Annotated in this window: 18 protein-coding genes; 13 read left to right on the top strand and 5 right to left on the bottom strand. The window is 36.5% G+C overall.

Translation table 11 applies throughout. From position 1 onward, the window contains the following. The first annotated feature begins 5 nt into the window (after positions 1–5). From GWK10_RS16560 to GWK10_RS16575, 4 genes are all read left to right on the top strand, one after another. Complete coding sequence (locus tag GWK10_RS16560; RefSeq protein ID WP_164033515.1) at positions 6–1472, top strand: sensor histidine kinase; 1467 nt, start codon at positions 6–8, stop codon at positions 1470–1472. Between the two features lie 8 nt (positions 1473–1480). Continuing rightward, positions 1481–2161, top strand: a complete 681-nt coding sequence (locus GWK10_RS16565; RefSeq protein WP_164033516.1) for a response regulator transcription factor — start codon at positions 1481–1483, stop codon at positions 2159–2161. A 226-nt stretch (positions 2162–2387) separates the two neighbouring features. Continuing rightward, positions 2388–3734 (top strand): cytochrome-c peroxidase, encoded by a 1347-nt coding sequence (locus GWK10_RS16570; protein ID WP_164033517.1) that lies wholly within the window; start codon positions 2388–2390, stop codon positions 3732–3734. Positions 3735–3910: 176 nt separating this feature from the next. After that, complete coding sequence (locus GWK10_RS16575) at positions 3911–4525, top strand: deoxynucleoside kinase (RefSeq protein WP_164033518.1); 615 nt, start codon at positions 3911–3913, stop codon at positions 4523–4525. A 5-nt stretch (positions 4526–4530) separates the two neighbouring features. Here GWK10_RS16575 and GWK10_RS16580 read toward each other — a convergent pair whose 3' ends face one another. The 5 genes from GWK10_RS16580 to GWK10_RS16600 all read right to left on the bottom strand — a co-directional run bounded on the left by GWK10_RS16580 (position 4531) and on the right by GWK10_RS16600 (position 12652). After that, positions 4531–5541, bottom strand: coding sequence for an App1 family protein (locus tag GWK10_RS16580; RefSeq protein ID WP_164033519.1), 1011 nt, complete (start codon positions 5539–5541; stop codon positions 4531–4533). Positions 5542–5748: 207 nt separating this feature from the next. After that, entirely contained in the window at positions 5749–8163 is a 2415-nt protein-coding gene (locus GWK10_RS16585) for a sodium-translocating pyrophosphatase (protein WP_164033520.1), read from the bottom strand. 189 nt (positions 8164–8352) lie between these two features. After that, positions 8353–8880: an inorganic diphosphatase gene (locus GWK10_RS16590; RefSeq protein ID WP_164033521.1), complete on the bottom strand. Its 528-nt coding sequence runs from the start codon at positions 8878–8880 to the stop codon at positions 8353–8355. A 133-nt stretch (positions 8881–9013) separates the two neighbouring features. Continuing rightward, positions 9014–11536 (bottom strand): DUF5686 and carboxypeptidase-like regulatory domain-containing protein, encoded by a 2523-nt coding sequence (locus GWK10_RS16595; RefSeq protein ID WP_164033522.1) that lies wholly within the window; start codon positions 11534–11536, stop codon positions 9014–9016. Positions 11537–11674: 138 nt separating this feature from the next. Beyond that, positions 11675–12652, bottom strand: a complete 978-nt coding sequence (locus GWK10_RS16600) for a pyruvate dehydrogenase complex E1 component subunit beta (protein WP_164033523.1) — start codon at positions 12650–12652, stop codon at positions 11675–11677. 171 nt (positions 12653–12823) lie between these two features. On the opposite strand from GWK10_RS16600, the gene GWK10_RS16605 reads away from it, so the two are divergent. The 9 genes from GWK10_RS16605 (at position 12824) to GWK10_RS16645 (ending at position 21684) form a co-directional block, all read left to right on the top strand. After that, positions 12824–13570, top strand: a complete 747-nt coding sequence (locus tag GWK10_RS16605) for an electron transfer flavoprotein subunit beta/FixA family protein (RefSeq protein ID WP_164033524.1) — start codon at positions 12824–12826, stop codon at positions 13568–13570. A gap of 22 nt (positions 13571–13592) precedes the next feature. Further along, positions 13593–14561 carry an electron transfer flavoprotein subunit alpha/FixB family protein gene (locus GWK10_RS16610; protein WP_164033525.1) on the top strand — a complete coding sequence of 323 codons (969 nt, stop codon included), beginning with the start codon at positions 13593–13595 and terminating at the stop codon, positions 14559–14561. An 80-nt stretch (positions 14562–14641) separates the two neighbouring features. Continuing rightward, positions 14642–15262, top strand: coding sequence for a bifunctional nuclease family protein (locus GWK10_RS16615; RefSeq protein ID WP_164033526.1), 621 nt, complete (start codon positions 14642–14644; stop codon positions 15260–15262). Between the two features lie 10 nt (positions 15263–15272). After that, a complete protein-coding gene (locus tag GWK10_RS16620) occupies positions 15273–17039 on the top strand; it encodes a NupC/NupG family nucleoside CNT transporter (protein WP_164033527.1) in 1767 nt (588 codons plus the stop codon). A gap of 169 nt (positions 17040–17208) precedes the next feature. Further along, positions 17209–18033, top strand: coding sequence for a thymidylate synthase (locus tag GWK10_RS16625; RefSeq protein ID WP_164033528.1), 825 nt, complete (start codon positions 17209–17211; stop codon positions 18031–18033). Positions 18034–18042: 9 nt separating this feature from the next. Further along, complete coding sequence (locus GWK10_RS16630; protein ID WP_239540783.1) at positions 18043–18903, top strand: energy transducer TonB; 861 nt, start codon at positions 18043–18045, stop codon at positions 18901–18903. Between the two features lie 84 nt (positions 18904–18987). Continuing rightward, a complete protein-coding gene (gene egtB / locus GWK10_RS16635; RefSeq protein ID WP_164033529.1) occupies positions 18988–20148 on the top strand; it encodes an ergothioneine biosynthesis protein EgtB in 1161 nt (386 codons plus the stop codon). 13 nt (positions 20149–20161) lie between these two features. Beyond that, the gene (locus GWK10_RS16640; protein ID WP_164033530.1) at positions 20162–21133 is read left to right on the top strand and encodes an L-histidine N(alpha)-methyltransferase; all 972 of its coding nucleotides are present in this window, start codon (positions 20162–20164) and stop codon (positions 21131–21133) included. After that, positions 21130–21684: a hypothetical protein gene (locus GWK10_RS16645; protein ID WP_164033531.1), complete on the top strand. Its 555-nt coding sequence runs from the start codon at positions 21130–21132 to the stop codon at positions 21682–21684. The genes GWK10_RS16640 and GWK10_RS16645 overlap by 4 nt, the downstream gene beginning before the upstream one ends. The last annotated feature ends 8 nt before the right edge of the window (positions 21685–21692 follow it).

Here is a 21692-nt window from a genome sequence, read left to right on the forward strand (position 1 = left end):
GACCCATGAACGAACGACTTTATAAAAGAATAGTCTATTTTGTTGCAATCACCATTGTTGCAACTATAGGCATTCAGGTCTATTGGAATGTAGAAAACTATAAGACCAATAAGCAACGCCTTATAAACGAAGTACAAATTGCACTTGACAATGGAATTGAAGCCTATTATGCCGATATTACCAAAAATAACACTATTGCTTTTATAGACACAGACACCACCAAGAAAACTGATAAAAATCGAATTGGAAATATATTCAAGCAAATTAAATTCGATTCACTTTTCAAAATTGACAAAGACAGTTTTAATGTGAATAAAAGTGGTAGTCAAATAAGTTTTAAAACTACCATTGACTCTCTAGATCGTGATTCTCTTAAAATATCTTCGATTCAGGTTTTTAAGGGAAAACCAAAAGTTGACAGTATTAACCGTTTAGAAGGACTTAAAACTAAATTAGTAGTATCATTCAGCAGCGACTCTATTGATTTTAATAAGCTAGATGATTTTTTTGTGTATGAATTAGACAGAAAACAACTTCCTGTTGATTTTGGTTTTATCCATACTAAAAAAGATACTATTGTCAAGTTTTTTGAAGATGCTGATCATTCAGAAAATCATTTATGGCTATCCACCTTTTCAAAATCAACCTATTTACCAAGTGATGAAAAGTTAGAGTTGTTATTTTCTAACCCCACTATTGCCATTTTAAAAAGAAGCATAACCGGCATTATCTTGTCGTTGATGCTATCCGTCTCCATTATCTTTTGCTTGTTATTTTTACTTAAAACAATAGGTAAACAAAAGGAATTGGCTGAGATTAAAAACGACTTGATAAGCAATATTACTCACGAATTTAAAACGCCGATCGCAACGGTATCAACAGCGATCGAAGGGATTAAAAATTTCAATGAGACCAACGACAAAGAAAAAACTAACAAATACCTCAATATTGGTGACCAGCAGTTAAAAAAACTGCATCAAATGGTGGAGAAACTCTTGGAAACTGCCACCTTAGACAGCGACAAACTTATTTTAAATAAAGAAGATATTGATATTGTTGCAATGATGAGAAGATTAGTAGAAAAATACCAGCTACTTGCCAATGAAAAAACGATTAATTTCACGACCAACATTTCGGAACTTGAAATTACCGTTGATGCATTTCACTTTGAAAATGCCATTGCAAACCTTATTGATAATGCTATTAAATATGGTGGTAATACTGTTGAATTGAATATCAATTCACTACTAGACAAAGTTGAGATATCTGTTGGCGACAATGGTAACGGGATTGAAAAATCGCAACGAGAAAAAATATTTGATAAATTTTACAGAGTGCCCACTGGTAATAGGCATGATGTAAAAGGGTTTGGAATAGGCCTTTTTTACACAAAAAAAATTATCGAGAAACACGATGGGTCCATTCAATTAGCTACTGATTCAAAAAATACTATTTTCAAAGTCACATTGTAATTTACTTAATGAATAAGAAAATAAAAATATTACTTGCTGAAGATGAACCTGCATTAGGTCAAATCGTAAAAGAGAGCCTAGAAACGCGAGATTTCAAAGTTATTTTTTGTGAAGATGGCGAAACAGCGTATCAATTGTATGAAGAAGAAAATCCTGAAGTACTTGTTCTTGACGTCATGATGCCGAAAAAAGATGGTTTTACTTTAGCAAAAGAGATAAGAAAAGGAAATGCAACAATCCCAATTATATTCCTAACTGCTAAATCTCAAACTAACGATGTCGTTGACGGTTTTAAACACGGTGGCAATGATTATTTAAAGAAGCCATTTAGTATGGAGGAGTTGATTATAAGAATTCATGCCTTACTCGACCGTGCTTATTTAAAAGAAGAAAAAAAGACCATTTCCATTAGCAGCTACGAATTTAATTACACCAAACAACAACTCCAATTTCAAGAAGAAATAATTAATTTAACTCACCGCGAAGCAGAGTTGTTATTTCATCTTACAGAAAAGAAAAATGAGATTTTAGATCGATCGTTCATCCTTAAAAAAATCTGGGGTGATGATGATTTTTTTAATGCTCGAAGTATGGATGTATTTATTACCAAACTGCGGAAAAAACTAAAAAAGGATATAGCTATACAAATCGTAAATGTGCGCGGATATGGCTATAAACTTATCTGCTAGACAAAAGTCTTTTCTTTATCCCAAAAAATTTTGAAGTGGTTGTTCTATAAAATGATAATAGTTCTTTTTCATTCAATTTGTTCAGCATTTTTGAAAAAAATTATAACTCCATATCGTATCGATAAAACACTACCTCCTATCATCAGAATAATTGGACGTTAATCTAAAATAGTTCTGCAACCCATTATCTATACTCACATTTGCCGCGAACAAACAAAAAACAAACATGAATACCGGAAAATACCTCCTAGTATTCCTTACCATTATCCTATTCCTAAGTTGTAAAAATGATGATTATACCGAAGTTCCGCAATCTGATCTTGATCAGCTGCTAACCGAAGTATTGTTGAAAGAGTCAAGTACCAACAGCCTTGATTATTTTAAGATACCATCATCTGATGATCTTGCTAATATTCCACAAGACCCTAAGAACCCTCTTACCCAAGAAAAAGTGCTTTTAGGTAAGCTACTTTATCATGAGACCGGATTAGGCGTAAATCCTAAAAATGAAACAGGAAGAAATACTTATTCATGCGCCAGTTGTCATCATGCACAGGCTGATTTTCAATCTGGAATGAAACAAGGTATAGGCGAAGGCGGTATTGGCTTTGGACTTGCTGGTGAAACAAGAGCAAAACACAGCGAATATATTGTAGCGGATCTTGATATTCAAGATATACGCACTCCAACAGTTTTAAACGGTGCTTTTCAAAAAGTAATGCTTTGGAATGGACAATTTGGGGCAACTGATGTTAATATAGGAACAGAAGCCCAATGGACTGCCGGCACCCCTAAAGAAACTAATAATTTAGGATTTGAAGGATTAGAAACTCAAGCGATTGCTGGACTTGGCGTGCATCGATTAGATGTTACTGAAACACTTGCAAGCTCGCTGGGATACACAGCTTATTTTGATGCCGCATTTTCTAATGTTCCTGCGACAGAACGATACACGAAAGTAACCGCAGGTTTGGCAATCGCAGCTTATGAACGAACTGTTTTGGCTAACCAAGCTCCCTTTCAGAAATGGTTAAATGGTGATAAAAATGCACTCACTAATGATCAAAAGGAAGGAGCACTTTTATTTTTTGAAAAAGGTCAATGCACAACTTGTCATACCGGCCCAGCCCTAAATAGCATGAACTTTAATAGCATCGGTCTTGCCGATCTTGAGGGAGACGATTTTTTCGGAACAGTTAATGACGCCACAAAAAAAGGAAGAGGCGGGTTTACAGGAAACCCCTTAGACGATTTTAAATTTAAAGTACCACAACTCTACAATTTAAAAAACATACGTTTTCTGGGTCATGGCGGATCAATTTCGTCTGTAAAAGAAATTATTGAATATAAAAACAATGCAGTTGCAGAAAACCAGAATGTACCTGCTAACAAGTTAGATCCTAATTTCATTGCTCTAGGGCTTACAGAAATGGAAATAGATCAATTAACAGATTTCATTGAAAACGGTTTATACGATGCTACTATAAATCGATATACCCCCGATTCAGTAATGTCGGGGAATTGTATTCCAAATAACGATACCGTCTCTAAAGAGGATATGGGTTGTGATTAACACAACCCTTAAACTTTTAATCCAATTAGTAAAAAACAAAGCCATCCCAACGCTATTCTTACGTTTAGCTAAATAAGTTGTTCTTCAACGAAAATGGGTGAAAATCCATTTTGGCGTGGCAACCAAACCTTGTATATTAGCCGTAGCTTAATAAACTACTACTAAACTTTATTTGTATGCATATTGCCGTCGCAGGAAACATTGGTGCCGGAAAAACAACCTTGACCAAGTTACTAGCCAAACACTATAAATGGGAAGCACAGTTAGAAGATGTTGTTGATAATCCTTACCTGGACGATTTTTACAATCAAATGGAACGCTGGTCATTTAATCTTCAGGTATATTTCTTAAACAGCCGCTTTAGACAGGTCTTGCAAATTCGAGAAAGTGGTAAAAAGATTATTCAAGACCGCACCATTTATGAAGATGCTCATATTTTCGCACCTAACTTGCACGCAATGGGTCTTATGACCAATCGAGACTTCGAAAATTATTCTTCGCTGTTTCAGCTAATGGAGTCTTTGGTAAAAGGACCAGATCTATTGATTTATCTGCGCAGTAGTATTCCTAATTTAGTCTCGCAAATTCACAAACGAGGCCGCGAATACGAAAACTCTATTAGTATTGACTATTTAAGTCGATTAAACGAACGTTATGAAGCCTGGATTCATCAGTATAACACAGGAAAGTTATTGGTGATTGACGTTGACAATTTAAACTTTGTAGACAACCCTGAAGATCTAGGTTCTGTGATCAATAAAATTGACGCTGAGATTCACGGGTTATTTTAATTTTTTTAAAGTGATTTGATAAACCCATGCTCTCGAGCATGATCCATTGCCTGTTGACTGTTATCGACAATTAAAACCGGTACATCTTTATAATTATCAATTAAATTTTTAATGCGTAGCATTTTCTTTCTATGCGTAACGCTTCGTACGTAAATGGCTTTAACCCTATTAGGGTATTGCTTGGCAAGCTCCATATAAATATCAAGATCATGTTCGCCACCATCCCCAATTAATATAAAAGGTAGATCGACATAGGTTTCTAATAAATTAGTGATCTCATGCTTTTTTCTAGGTCCTGTTCTTCGCTTTTTTCGACTTGTGAAATACTCAAAACTACGAAGTAATATTGGTCCTTTAGGAAAGTTATTTTGTCTTAAAAAGAGTTCTAAATACAGATACAAATTCCAAGGACTATGACTCACATAGAATATTGGATTTGCATTCGTTCCTGAAACTCCTCGGTGCAATAAGTGATAAAATTCTGCCGCACCTTCAAGCGATTTTCTTTTTTTAGCCGACTTAAAAAAGGTATTATAAATAAGCTTCCATTTCAATCTAGAAACAACTCCTGTATGCAAAATAGTATCATCTATATCACTTGCAACACCAAATTCTACTTTTCGCGAAGGAATTAAAACCTCCGCTGGAAAAAGATTCCCTTTTTGAATGGTGCGTTTCATTTTCATTTCGCCATAAGAAACCTCAGCCAACACCCAACCTTCTTCGTTGGCAAGTTCTAGTAAGTTTTTATGTGTGAATTCGGCAATAAAATAACCATGGTCATCAGTCTTAGTACTAATAATTGTTCCGTCTGATAGTTTTATATTGACATCGACATTTTTGATCTCATCCGATTCTATGCGTTTCCAAGAGTTGATTAGTAATCGCAATAAACCTTGCTGCTGCAGGTCGATATTTTCATCTTCCAAAGCCCTTCCTCTTAAGTAAAAATGCGTACGAGTACCATAGCTTTGAAAAGCTATAATTTGTAATGGATCTTTTTTAAGAAGGCTCATTAAACGAAGTTCGAATAAAACACAAATATATTAAAGCTGATGAGTTATTCTACTTTGATGTATAGAGACTGTATTATTTAGAACTTGAAAATACATCTTACAATTCGAATCATATTTGATATAACCGTTACTAATCTAGAATTTCACAACAAAAAAACCCGCTACTCAAATGAATAGCGGGTTTCTCAATATAAACTAAAAGAATTTTTACTTTTTCTCTTTTGTAATATCTAGTTTTTCAATCTTTACGTTTACATCTTCTTCAAGTCCTTCTAAAGATGCTTTTACTTCCGCTGCAGTTCCTTTAAACTCCTGAACTGATTCAGTAACCACTCCGTTTTCATCGGTTTTGCTTATCGTTACTGTTGCTTGGGCAAAGTCTTGATTTTCCGCATTCATCTCCACCTTTACTTCTTTTCTAATCTCATTACTCGCAGTTACAGTTTCAGCTTCATGACCACCTAAAATTGGTGCTACAACTAAACCAATCAAACAAGTAAGTTTAATTAGAATATTCATTGAAGGTCCTGATGTATCTTTAAAAGGATCACCTACTGTATCACCAGTAACGGCTGCTTTATGAGCGTCACTACCTTTGTAAGTCATTTCTCCGTTAATTTCAACACCGGCTTCAAAACTCTTTTTAGCGTTATCCCACGCACCACCTGCGTTGTTCTGGAAAATTGCCCAAAGAACACCACTTACAGTCACACCTGCCATATAACCCCCAAGCATTTCAGCAATTGCTGTTGGCTCCATCCCAAATAACATAGGAACAAATGCAATTATCAAAGGAAAGCCAATTGTTAAAACACCAGGAAGTAACATTTGTTTTAAAGATGCTTGCGTAGAAATTGCCACACATTTATCGTATTCTGGTTTCCCTGTACCTTCCATAATTCCAGGAATATCTCTAAACTGGCGACGTACTTCTTGAACCATTTCCATCGCTGCTTTCCCTACTGCATTCATAGCAAGTGCAGAGAATACAACAGGAACCATACCACCAACAAATAACATTGCTAGTACTGGTGCTTTAAAAATATTAATTCCGTCAATTCCTGTGAAAGTCACATAGGCAGCAAATAATGCTAATGATGTCAAGGCGGCTGAAGCGATAGCAAATCCTTTTCCAGTTGCTGCTGTTGTATTACCAACTGAATCTAAAATATCAGTACGCTCTCTTACGATTGGTTCTTGCTCACTCATTTCAGCAATACCACCTGCATTATCTGATATCGGACCAAAAGCGTCAATTGCCAATTGCATAGCTGTTGTTGCCATCATTGCAGAAGCAGCTAATGCCACCCCATAAAATCCTGCAAATACATAAGACGCCCAGATTGCACCAGCAAATAACAATACCGATGGAAAAGTAGAAATCATACCGGTAGCCAGACCAGCAATGATGTTTGTACCTGCACCTGTGCTCGATTGTTGTACAATTTTTAAGATTGGTTTTTTACCTAATCCTGTATAATATTCAGTTACTGAAGAAATAACAGCACCTACAATTAAACCTACTAAGGTTGCGTAGAAAACTCTCATTGAAGAAATCTCCACTAGACCTTCACCGAAAAATTCCATTTTCATGGTTTCAGGAAGCATCCACTTACATAGTGCGAAACATGCTGCAAGCACTAGAACAATTGAAGTCCAGTTACCAAAGTTTAGAGCGCCCATTACCTGAGCTTCTTTTGCATCGTTATTTTTTATCTTCACCAACATGGTACCAATAATAGAAATGATAATACCAGCACCTGCAATTGCCATTGGTAATAAAATTGGGCCAATACCACCAAATGCATCATCGATTGCACCTCCCATATCTTTAATTACATAATTTCCGAGTACCATTGCCGCCAATACAGTTGCAACATATGAACCGAAAAGATCAGCTCCCATACCTGCAACATCACCAACGTTGTCACCTACATTATCAGCAATTGTAGCTGGATTACGAGGATCATCTTCAGGAATACCTGCTTCTACCTTTCCAACTAGATCAGCACCAACATCGGCAGCTTTTGTATAGATACCACCACCAACACGCGCGAACAATGCGATTGATTCAGCTCCCAAGGAGAAACCAGCTAATGTTTCAAGAACGATGGTCATATCCATTGTACTTGTCCATTCGCTACCCATAAAGAACCAAAAGAAAAATATGAAAAATGCCGTTAAACCTAATACTGCTAAACCTGCAACACCTAAGCCCATTACGGTACCACCACCAAAAGAAATTTTAAGTGCATTTGGTAAACTTGTACGTGCGGCTTGGGTCGTTCGAACATTTGTTTTTGTTGCGATCTTCATCCCAATGTTACCTGCAAAAGCTGAAAATATTGCTCCGAAAATGAAAGCAATAACAATAAGCCAATGCGTTGTTGGCACAATAAAAGAAACTGCAGTAAGCGCTAAACTTACGATAATAACGAATACTGTTAGTAGTTTATATTCAGCATTTAAGAATGCTAATGCACCCTCGTAAATATGGTAAGATATCTCTTTCATTTTGCCGTCTCCAGCATCCTGCTTCATCACCCATTTTTGCTTAATAAACATGTAAATTAAGCCTAATACTGCCAACACAATTGGCATCCAAATCATATATGATTCCATAAAATAATTAGTTAGATTTTTTTAATAGTGGGCGTAAATGTAGTAAAATCGATATGAATATAAAAAGTATGATTTAAGAGGTGTCATTTTATTAATCTTTCAATCAAAACCGCTTAAATTATTAAATCAAAAAAGGTCACTAGAAACAACTATATCTCTAGTAACCTTATTATTTAAAAAGCTGCTTGCTTATATTGTAAAACTACGCTTTGCTTTGTGCTCGCTATTTTCATAACGATCTTTACATTTCAAATAAATCTCATAAGCCTCGTCAACATCTCCCCAAGCACCAACATCTACCTTCTTTTTCTCTAAATCTTTATATACTTGAAAAAAATGTGTGATCTCCCTTTTTAAATGGGGATTCATATCATCTAATTTATTTAGTTGATTCCAAATAGGATCGGAAACCGGAACGCAAACTACTTTTTCATCAGGACCTTTTTCATCTGCCATATGGAATACTCCAATAGCTTTTACTTCCATAACACACATCGGGAAAGTAGGCTGAGAACCCAACACCAATACATCTAAAGGATCACCGTCTAGAGCCAACGTTTCAGGAATAAAACCGTAATCCGCTGGATACATCATTGATGAAAATAACATACGGTCGAATCTTACTTTATTCAATACGAAATCATATTCGTATTTATTTCTACTTCCTTTAGGAATCTCAATTAGCACATCAAAGGTCTTTCTCTCTTTTTTTGCCATGTTATGTCTATCTTATATTATGCGCGTCCTTACTTAATTATCAACGCTTTAATTGTTTTATTAAAAGGGGTGCAAAAGTACATATTTGTAGTCCTTGACGCAATAAAAAGAGTGTTTAGTTTTAGATAAAAAACTAGAAATAAAATCCGATACCACCTGTGACACTTACTCTTCTAGCATCAATATTGTCAAAGTAGTTTCCACGGAAGTTGACATCGATACGCAGCAACTTAAAAATATTCCCTACGCCTACTGAATACTCCCAATAGATCTTATCATTGGGCGCTATTGAATTTGGGTTTAATCCCAAAGTGCTAAAAGCTGGTTGATTCAATGCAATGTTAGCATCTGATATAGATCCCCACGCGCCACGAATACCAACAATTTCTCGAAGATTTAGCTTTCTTAAAAATGGGATTCGAGAAAACAGTCGTCCATTAAAATTATGCTCTAGATGGACTGTCGTATATGTATCTGTTATAAACTCGTAAAAATTAAGCGTAGGAAAGGTATTGAATACCGAAAAATAGGATTGATTCCCAGGAATTACCGATAATAGCCCTAAAGGCACATCTCCAAAAGTCTTACCTGCCTCCAGCGTAAACCAACTTCGACCAAAACCACCAACTAACAATGGCTGTCGGTAAAATAATTGCAAACGCTCATAATCAAAATCGCTATCTAACAAAGAACGATCTCCTTTAGCATAATTGATAAAAACTGTCGGATAATCATCATCAGAAATTCTGCGCTCGACACCGTAACCAATATTCACCCTACCAGGTGTGTATGTCAAAGAAGCTGTAAGCTCTCCTTGATTGATTTCCGATGAAATCCCTGAAGGTTCACTTGAATCAATATAATCTAAACTAAATGTACTTGGCGATGCTGATTTTAATTTACGAAATGAGCCACCAAATTGTACTTGGAAGTTTTTCCAAGGTTCAAAGTCGATTTGAGCCCTAGTTAAGTTGATGTTCGTAAGTCGGCTGTTGTCACCTGATGCAAACAATGAAGATGAGCCAAAACTTCGGCCTAAAACATCGGTAGTAGGTGTTAGATTTAATGCCGTTTGCTCAACATCTCGCCTTGTACCCACAGAAATAGTTAGTCTCGTTTTACGATCGAGTAGCCATTTACCCGAAAGTCCATATTTAAACTTATCATCTCTGAAACCGTAAGCACCAAAGCCCTCTATACGCCAAGGATCATTTGGACCGAAATATGTTCTACCACCACCGCGAACTCGAATACCTTCTACATCATTAAAACCAAATGTGGAAAATATGGGACCGTAATCAAAATTAAGCTTATCGAACTCAATATAGCCCGATGCTAAAACCGACCCGATATTATATAAGTTTTTGAACTTGCGAACAGTTTTTAAGGTATCTAGCATTTTATAAACCCCTCGCTCGTCCTTATTTAATTCCTCTAGCCGATTCGTTTCCCAAAAGGCATCATCTCGATTATAGACCGTCTCATTATAAGGATCGATCTGGGCTTCATAAAATTTACGTGGCTTTTTAACATCGAATTTGTACTTATTAAATAAGGTAGTACGCTTACCATAAACACCACGCGATTTTTCCTTCTTATTCAAAACGAAATCAGAAAGTATATAATCACGTTTTATGAGAAAAACAGAGTCATTCAAGACGTCAAATTCTTGTTCGATATACAGTTCCTTTACCCAATTAATATTAGCACTTTTACTGGCTTGCATATTAATCTCTTTAATGGCATAGGTAGTATCATTCACCCAAAAATCGCCTTTAAAGGTCAGCTCATTTTTACGCCTTGGGTAGTATGTAATATTGTAGCACCATTTATTATCTACAAAAGCGCTGTCGGTTAATACATAATTATAGGTATCGATTCCCGTTCGGGAAATGGGACTTGTAAAACTTTTATCGAATATTTTAATGTAATTATCATATACATTGTATTCGTTATACAAATCCTTTATAAAACCAATAATTACTTGATTATTGCTGAAACCAGAATTTTTGTTTCCTATCAGATTTTCTTTCTCCTTATTAATTGTATTATCTCCATATACTTCGCTGGCAGCCTCATTGATAAAAATTGGCAAATAGGTTTTTCCCGTAATTCTTGAGGTATCGACTTGCTGAAATACAAACTCCATACCCTTAAAGAGCTTACTTTTAATAACACTGCTATCGATTGTATTAAGATCGAATTCTACTTTTTCGTATTTGTTGTATTGATATTGATTGAACTGTCGAAGTCCATTTTGCCGCTTTCGCTTCCAGATTTTTCGAAGGATATCGATCGCAGGATTATTCTTTTTAGATTGTTTTCCGCTATAAACAACTACCTCCTTTAACTGTTCTCCGCCAGCAGTAAGTGTAATTTTTAGATCGTAATTCACCTTCTTTGTAAGCGGTAATTCTTGAGTATCAAACCCGATAAAAGAAATGACTAAGGTGTTATAAGTGTTATCTGACTCCAGGTAAAAACGGCCGTTTTCATTACTGGTAGTTCCTTCAGTCGAGCCTTTGAATAAGATATTAGCAAAGGGAACCGGCTCATTAAACTCATCAAAAACGTACCCGCTAACTTTCGTTTGAGCCAAAAGTATGGCGCTACTGAAGAGCATTAGCAAGTAGGTTAGAAAATGTTTATGCCTCATGTAATTGTTTTTGGTTTTCCGCTAAATATATCGCCTTAGTCGATTCGTTTAAGAAAACATACAATGCGGTTAAAGCAAAAAACTTCATCAACAACAATGCCAATGAAGTTTATGACCGTGTTAACAGTCTGTACTATACTATTTATACAATACCTTTTTTACCGCCTTAATCACATCATCTTTATTTGGCAACCACTCGGCCAATAAAGTCGGTGAATACGGAGCAGGGGTATCAGCTGTATTTATTTTTTCTACAGGAGCATCTAAATAATCAAATGCCTGCGATTGTACTTGATAGGTTATCTCGGTAGAAATATTACCAAATGGCCATGCTTCCTCGAGAATTACTAAACGATTTGTTTTTTTAACCGAATCAAGAATCGTTTTTTGATCTAACGGACGTACAGTACGTAAATCGATAATCTCACAACTTATTCCTTCTTCTGTTAATTCATCTGCTGCTTTGTACGCTTCCTTAATAATCTTACCAAAAGAAACGATGGTTACATCTTTACCTTCTCTCTTAATTTCGGCTACACCAATAGGTAGTACATATTCTTCTTCTGGCACCTCTCCCTTATCACCATACATTTGTTCCGACTCCATAAAAATAACTGGGTCATCATCGCGAATGGCCGCTTTTAAAAGCCCTTTTGCATCGTAAGGATTAGAAGGAACTATTACTTTTAAACCTGGAGTATTTGCAAACCAGTTTTCGAATGCCTGAGAGTGCGTAGCTGCTAACTGACCTGCAGAAGCAGTCGGCCCTCTAAATACAATAGGACAAGGAAATTGTCCACCGGACATTTGACGAATCTTTGCAGCATTATTAATAATCTGATCGATACCAACCAGACAGAAGTTAAAAGTCATATACTCAACGATAGGACGACAACCAGTCATTGTAGACCCTACAGCCACTCCTGCGAAACCAAGCTCAGCAATCGGCGTATCGATAACGCGCTTCTCGCCAAATTCGTCAAGCATTCCTTTAGATGCCTTGTAAGCACCATTATATTCAGCAACCTCTTCACCCATTAGATAAATACGCTCATCCTTGCGCATTTCCTCACTCATTGCCTCAGCGATTGCTTCTCTAAATTGTATTGTTCTCATACGTTGTTCTCAAAGATTAGTCGGTCAAAAAACGAAAAGCAAAAATAACAATTAATGCAACAAGAATTGAAATCAACTTATTTAAAAAAATATTATGCATGCATAGTAAATTGGCAAATAAATTCGTAATTTGCCACCTCAAAAATTGTCAATTTAATAATAAAGAGCATAATGAAAATACTAGTTTGTATTAGCCATGTTCCTGATACCACTTCCAAAATCAATTTTACTGATGGTGATACCAAATTTGACACGAATGGTGTTCAATTTGTTATAAACCCAAATGACGAATTCGGTTTGACAAGAGCAATGTGGTTTAAAGAAAAACAAGGAGCCTCTGTTGATGTCGTAAATGTCGGTGGTGCAGAAACTGAACCTACACTTCGTAAAGCACTAGCAATTGGCGCGGATACCGCAATAAGAGTAAACGCAGAAGCTACCGACGGGGCTTTTGTAGCAAAACAATTAGCTAAAGTAGCGCAAGACGGAGGTTACGACCTTATTATTGCTGGACGTGAGTCTATCGATTATAATGGTGGTATGGTTCCTGGAATGTTAGCAGAACTAATTGGTGCCAACTTTGTAAATACCTGTATTGGTCTTGAAGTTGATGGATCTAATGCAACTGCTACTCGTGAGATCGATGGCGGAAAAGAAACTTCGACCACTTCGTTACCACTAGTTGTTGGCGGACAAAAAGGATTGGTTGAGGAAAGTGATCTTCGTATTCCTAACATGAGAGGAATTATGATGGCTCGTAAGAAGCCCCTAAACGTGGTTGAAGCTACTGATGCAAGTGCAGACTCATCCGCAACAAAATTTGAAAAACCTGCTCCTAAAGGTGCTGTCAAATTAGTTGATGCTGGAAATTTAGACGAACTGGTAAATCTTTTGCATACTGAAGCAAAGGTGATATAACTCAATAAAAAGAAAAAGAAATATGTCAGTTTTAGTATATACAGAAACAGAAAACGGAGTATTTAAGAAAGCAGCTTTTGAAGTTGCGTCTTATGCAAAAGCCGTTGCAAATACACTGGGCACTACCGTAACTGCTGTGGCATTTAACGCCAATAGTACTGGCGATCTTGCAGCTTATGGTGCAGACAAAGTGTTAAATATAAAAAATGATCAGTTAAGCGATTTTAATGCCAAAGCGTACGCAAATGCCATTAAACAAGCTGCTCAAAAAGAAGATGCAAAAGTTGTAATTATCAGCTCTAGTGCTGATAGTAAGTTCTTAGCTGGACTACTAGCAATTGGATTAAACGCAGGATATGCCTCTAACGTTGTTTCGGCCCCAGAAAGCGCAAGTCCGTTTACTGTTAAAAGAACTGCTTTTACAAACAAAGCATTTAGCTTTACAGAAATCAATACCGACGTAAAATTAATCGGACTTTCTAAAAATGCCTTTGGTTTAGTAGAAGCTAGTGGCGCTGCTGCTGAAGAAGCTTTTGAGCCATCTGTAGCGGATAGTGATTTTGGCGTAAAAACAACTTCAGTTGATAAAGCTACCGATAAAGTAACCATTGCCGATGCCGAAGTTGTGGTATCAGCAGGTCGTGGAATGAAAGGTCCTGAAAACTGGGGAATGATCGAAGAATTAGCAGATGTACTTGGTGCAGCGACTGCCTGTTCTAAACCCGTTTCTGATATGGGATGGAGACCTCACGGAGAGCACGTAGGGCAAACAGGAAAACCTGTAGCTTCTAACTTATATATCGCCATCGGTATCTCTGGTGCGATTCAGCATTTAGCGGGAATTAACTCTTCAAAAGTGAAAGTTGTTATTAATAATGACGCCGAAGCTCCTTTCTTTAAAGCAGCTGATTATGGTGTTGTTGGTGATGCCTTTGAGATAGTACCCTCGCTAATTGAAAAATTAAAACAATTTAAAGCGCAAAACGCATAAATTTGCTAACTTGTGCCTGTAAATGGGGCTTGCAAAATTCGGGTTTCCCCCTAGTTTTGCGAGCCTTTTTTTTATGTTGAATGAGTCTAGTAAAACTAAACATCAAAGGAATTTCGTACAGCCAAACTCAAAATGGAGCCTACGCTCTTATTTTAAGCGAGGTTGATGGTGAACGAAAATTGCCCATAGTTATTGGTGCTTTCGAAGCCCAATCTATTGCCATTGCATTAGAAAAAGAAATAAAACCACCGAGACCACTTACCCATGATCTTTTTAAAAGTTTCTCTGATCGCTTTAAGATCAAGGTTAAGCAAGTAATCATACATAAATTAGTTGATGGTGTTTTCTATTCCAGTATCATTTGCGAAAATGAGCAAGCCGAAGAAATCATCGATGCTCGAACATCTGATGCCATCGCTCTGGCATTGCGATTTAATGCTCCAATCTTCACCTACAAAACAATACTTGACAAAGCAGGCATTTATTTAAAAGCAACTCCTAAAAAAGAAGAGGGCGAGGAAGAAAACGACGAAGCCTTAGTTGTTGACGAAGTTTTTGCAGAAAGCACTTCCGAATCTACTGACTATAAAAAACTATCCCTACAAGAACTTTATAATAGTTTGGATAGTGCTGTGGCTAACGAAGATTACGAAAAAGCAGCAAATATACGAGACGAAATATCTCGTCGCGAACAAAACTAACTCCCATTAGATGATTAGAAAAATAATATCCATTTTCATGGTTATATGCGGTCTCGCATTAACTAATGCTCAAGAAATAAATAAGAAATGGATTTTTGATTCCATCGAAAATGAACAAGGTGAATCACTTATTTCTGTTAATCCAGAAACTGATTTTCTTACGTTTGAAAATGGTGAATTTCAATACGAATTAGCTGCGAAAAACAACTTAAAAGCCTCAGGGAATTACCTATATCAAAATAAATTATTGCTATTTTATTACGAACAACCTTCTGATACGGTTCGCACTTACAAAATAACACAGCTCACAGATTCTACTTTAATATTTAAAGAAAAAGGAGCTTTTTATAGTTTTAAAAGTGATGCAAGTGCAGTTCCAACTTCTTCGGCAAATACTGAACTATCAGGAACAACAGATGGCATGATCCCTAGTCAGGGTTTTACAATGAACAGTTTACTTCGCGGAATGCTTGGTATGTTTGTTCTAATTGTAATTTCATTTTTATTAAGCAGCAATCGAAAAGCGATTAATTGGAAAACGGTCGGACTTGGACTAGGATTTCAATTACTTATTGCAATTGGGGTTTTGCGTATTCCATTTATTCAAAGTGTATTTGAATTTGTTGGAGGAATATTTATTCAGGTACTAGAATTCACAAGAGCAGGTAGCACATTTTTGTTCGAAGGTCTTATGGATGTAAGTACCTACGGATTCATTTTTGCATTTCAAGTATTACCTACTATCTTATTCTTTTCGGCCTTAACTTCTGTTTTATTTTACCTAGGTATTATTCAGAAAATAGTTAAAGCGATGGCCTGGATTCTTACCAAAGTATTGCACATATCGGGTATGGAAAGTCTATCCGTTGCCGGAAATATTTTTCTTGGCCAAACTGAAGCACCATTGCTAATCAAGGCTTACCTAGAAAAAATGAATCGATCTGAAATCTTGTTAGTAATGATCGGCGGAATGGCCACCGTAGCTGGTGCCGTTTTAGCTGCCTATATTGGATTTTTAGGCGGAGACGATCCAGTGCTGCAATTAACTTTTGCCAAACATTTACTTGCGGCATCGGTAATGGCGGCTCCAGGAGCAATAGTTATTTCTAAAATGTTATATCCGCAAACAGAACCTATTAATAATGACATTAAAGTATCTCAAGAAAAAATAGGATCAAATATTCTAGACGCCATTGCCAACGGAACAACTGAAGGATTAAGACTGGCTGTGAATGTAGGTGCAATGCTGTTAGTATTTGTTGCTTTTATAGCAATGATTAATGGGATTTTAGGTGGAATTGCAGGCTTTGATGGTATTGTAATAGAAAAATGGGATATTAATTGGCATTTCACTTCATTAAATGAGATTATAGCAGCCAATACTCCTTATGATGGACTATCGCTAGAATTTATTTTAGGATATGTTTTTGCACCGCTTATGTGGTTAATCGGAGTAGCAACGGAAGATATGGCCTTAATGGGGCAGTTATTAGGAATCAAGCTAGCGGCAAGCGAATTTATTGGATATATTCAATTAGCAGAACTTAAAAACCTTGGTAACGCCATTCACCTAAACTATAACAAATCAGTTATTATGGCGACCTATATGTTATGCGGCTTCGCCAACTTCGCCTCGATTGGTATTCAAATTGGCGGCATCGGCTCATTAGCTCCAGGCCAACGAAAAACCCTTTCCGAATTCGGAATCAAAGCCATGATTGGTGGTACGATTGCTTCGTTACTTTCAGCTACTATTGCAGGAATGATTATTGGATAAATTTAGTAAGCAGTATTCAGTCTTCAGTAAGCAGTCTTTCATTTACAACCGTCAACCGTCAACCGTCAACCGTCAACTAAAGTTAATAACCTCTGAATAAATCACTCCTAAAAAAGGCTTTCTTTTTCTAGCATTTTAATACTTTGCCAGTCATTAAATTCCAATTAAAATGAAGCAGTACCACGACTTAGTGAAGCATGTGTTGGCGCATGGAAATGAAAAAGGAGATCGCACGGGAACGGGAACTAAGAGTGTTTTTGGATATCAAATGCGTTTTGATCTAAGCGAAGGTTTCCCGATGGTTACAACCAAAAAACTGCATTTAAAGTCCATTATATATGAACTGCTTTGGTTTCTAAAAGGCGATACTAACATTGAGTATCTAAAAGAAAACGGCGTTCGCATTTGGAATGAGTGGGCAGATGAAAAAGGGGATTTAGGTCCAGTATACGGCTACCAATGGCGTAACTGGAATGGTGATGAAATCGACCAGATTACGGAAGTAATTAATGCCTTAAAAAACAATCCTAACAGCAGAAGGATGTTGGTTTCAGCATGGAATCCGAGTGTGCTGCCCGATACTTCGGTCTCATTTTCAGAGAACGTAGCGAATGGTAAAGCGGCATTGCCACCCTGCCACGCATTCTTTCAGTTTTATGTAGCCGATGGTAAATTATCTTGCCAACTATATCAACGTAGCGCTGATATCTTTTTAGGCGTTCCTTTCAATATTGCATCCTATGCATTATTCACCATGATGATGGCGCAGGTATGTGGCTACCAACCGGGCGATTTTATTCACACTTTCGGTGACGCCCATATCTACAACAATCATATGGAGCAGTTAGAAACGCAACTGAGTCGTGATCCAAAACCACTACCAAAAATGGTTTTAAACCCAGAGGTGAAGAATATTTTTGATTTTACCTTCGAAGATTTTACTTTAGTTGACTATAATCCACACCCTCATATTAAGGGGGTTGTTGCGGTTTAACAGGCAACTATGAAGTATCTTTTTTTATTGAGCATACTAATAAGCTCAACACTTTCGTTTGCACAAACTGAAGAAGAAATACCATATTTCCCACAAGAAAAAATTGTTTTAGCTGAGTGCGCAGAGATGGAGAACAGCAACTGTTTAGAAACATTTTTGCGAGAAGAAGCAATGAAAAAGCTGCAATCATTCAACTTCAAAAGGCATTTTCGTGATATTACCGTAAACGATACCATTTCCGTTTATTTTGGATTAAAAATGAAATCTAACAGCAAATTAAGCATCAAAGATTCGTACGGAAGTGCCAGAATATATGCAAAAAAGTATCAGGCAAAGGCATATAAAAAACATGCTGATTTGTTGAAAGATGAAATAAAAAAAGTGCTTTTCGAAATTCCTAATGTTCAACTATTGAATAAGAAACTAGACAAATATGCACCTCGCCATAGCCTTAATTTTCTTTTTAAGATCGATGTTGAAAATGATAATAAAATCACATTACTAAACGGTAACGAACATTATGAAGGAGGCTTTATAGAAAGAACTCCTTTGTATCCCGGTTGCGAAACGGAATTTCCTCGAAAAAAATCAGCAAGCTGTTTTCAACTAAAGATTCAGAATCACATTAGGAGGAACTTCAAATACCCCAAAGAGGCCCAAAAATTAGGAATTCAGGGCAGGGTATATATTAACTTCTTAATAAATAAAGAAGGTGATATTGAAAATATTAGAATGAGAGGGCCACACCCATTTTTGAAAGCTGAAGCTAGAAGAATTATCGAACTACTTCCAAAATTTAGCCCTGGTTTACGGAATGGCGAACCAGTAAAAGTGCCATTTTCCATCCCTATCACTTTTCGCCTTCAATAACCCCACTTTAACACTCATTTAACTTCACTTAAAACATCATTTCTTAAAAATTAGTAACTTGTAACGAAAGCCAAAAATCAACACATGGTCGTTACCGATACCCTGCTCGATTTGTTTCTTGAAACCAGAAAAAGATCGGAGGAAATTTGTCAACCTTTGCAAACCGAAGACTATGTAGTCCAGCCAATTGTAGATGTTTCCCCACCTAAATGGCACCTTGGTCACACTACATGGTTTTTTGAGGAGTTTATTCTGAAAAAATACTTAAAGGACTACCAACAATACGATCAAAATTTCGCTTTCGTTTTTAATAGTTATTACGAAAGTATGGGCGAAAGGGTTGTTCGAACCGATCGTGGTAATTTATCACGCCCTACAGTAAAAGAAGTCTATTCATACCGTTCTCACATTGATCAGGCCATGCAGCAACTTTTTGAATCAGAAATTACCGATGAATTGCTCGAAGTTATAGAAACAGGAATTCATCATGAGAAACAACATCAAGAACTGCTATTAACCGATATAAAATATATTTTAGGGCACAATCCGCTACTTCCTGTATATTCTGACACTTTCCAGGAAAACAAAACTCTTGACACGAATCAACATTGGATTGAGATTGAAACTGGAAACTATGAAATAGGTCATAACAGCAATGATTTCTGCTATGACAATGAACTTGGTAGACATACTGTTTATTTAGAAGATTTTCTTATTTCCAATAGACTCGTTACAAATTCGGAGTACCTTGAATTTATTAAAGACGGCGGCTATAAAAACCATAAGTTTTGGCATGCTGAAGCATGGGATTGGCTACAAAATAACAATATTGCTTCACCCATGTATTGGCATAAAGTCGATGACCAATGGCAGCAATATAGCCTGAATGGACTTCAGCCAATTAATATGAATGCTGCGGTCACACACATCTCCTATTTTGAAGCCTTTGCTTTTGCTCAATATAAAGGATTGCGATTGCCTACAGAATTTGAATGGGAAATCGCGCAAAACCAATTCAACTGGGGACACCGCTGGGAATGGACCGAAAGTGCGTACCTCCCCTACCCAGGATACGCCAAAGCCGATGGTGCTTTAGGCGAATATAATGGCAAATTTATGGTGAATCAAAAAGTTCTTCGTGGTGGATCGGTTGCGACACCAATAAAACATACCCGCCCAACCTATCGAAACTTTTTTCAACCAGAACTACGATGGCAGTTTACAGGAATTAGACTGGCCAAATAATCAAAAAACACAAATGAATACTGACAATACGGTGACCTTTACCACCCAATTTGAAGAGGATGTTTATAACGGTTTAACCGACTTCCCAAAACACCTTTCATCAAAATACTTTTACGATAAAGCTGGCGACCAGCTATTTCAAGATATTATGGCAATGCCAGAATACTACTTGACCAATAGCGAGCATGAAGTGCTTTCATCTCATACAAAAGCTATTTTAGGGGCATTCGATCTTAAAAAAGAAGGTTTCGATCTTATCGAACTTGGCGCAGGTGATGGCTTAAAGACAAAAATATTGTTGAAACATGCTATTGCGGGCAATCATGATGTTCATTATAAACCCGTCGATATAAGTCAAAATGCCCTCGACGGACTTAAGAAATCATTACAAGAGGAAATACCGAGTTTGATTGTAGAAGCTGAAAGAGGCACCTATTTCGATATTTTAAAACAACTAAAATCCATGAGCTCACGCAAAAAAGTGATCATGGTTTTAGGATCGAATATCGGGAACCTGCTACACCCTCAAGCCATTGATTTTTTGAAGAACATTCAGGAAGCCATGAATCCAAACGATCTGCTTTTTATGGGATTTGATCTTAAAAAGAATCCGCAAACAATTCTAGATGCTTATAACGACCTCAATGGAATTACGGCAGCATTTAATAAAAATGTTCTAGTCAGAATTAATCGGGAGCTAGATGCTGATTTTAATCCTGACAAATTCAAACATTGGGAAGTATATGATCCTGAAACTGGAACAGCTAAAAGCTATTTATTGAGTGCTGAAAAACAGGAGGTTACTATTAAAAATCTTAATTTAAAGGTGTCCTTTGATGCTTGGGAAAGCATTCATACGGAAATCTCTCAGAAATACGACCACAATATTATTAAATGGCTTGCAGACGAGTCTGAGCTTCAAGTAATAGATCAGTTTTCTGACAGTAAAAACTATTATACTAACTATCTTTTTAAAATAAAATGAAAATTCGATTTTTTAAAAACATAGCCGCCATAACAATCGTATTAATAGGCTTATTTTTTATCATGAATGATGGTAAAAAAGAGGTTATCGCTAACGAACATAAGCAATTGGATGCTGACCCAATAAAACTTAATCAAGCTTTCAAAAAAGTACGATTCTTACCAAAAGAATACACTGAAAGTGTTACAGATACAACCTTAGCAAACGGCTATCATATTACTATAAAGTATAAAAGCTTGATGGACCGATCAATAGTCAAAAAAGACCTGATCATAAATGGCGGTAATGAAACGTATTACAGAAAGTTCACTTCTTCAATTAAAGTTTTGAAAGATGATGATCAACTAGTTCATTTTGAATTGCCCATTGTAAAAACGAACAGATCTAAGATCTTACAATACGTTTGGTTAGACGAACTGGCATCCTCAGAAGAAAAGCTAGTGATACAATATGCTATGTATGATCCGATAGCCGATCGATATACCGATCATCAAATTTATATTGATTTGGAAGGAAAACTAACCTATATCGACTTAAAGAACAACGTTTAATAAAATAA

The sequence above is a fragment of the Spongiivirga citrea genome, from assembly GCF_010671565.1.
In the GTDB taxonomy this organism is placed as follows: Bacteria; Bacteroidota; Bacteroidia; order Flavobacteriales; family Flavobacteriaceae; genus Spongiivirga; species Spongiivirga citrea.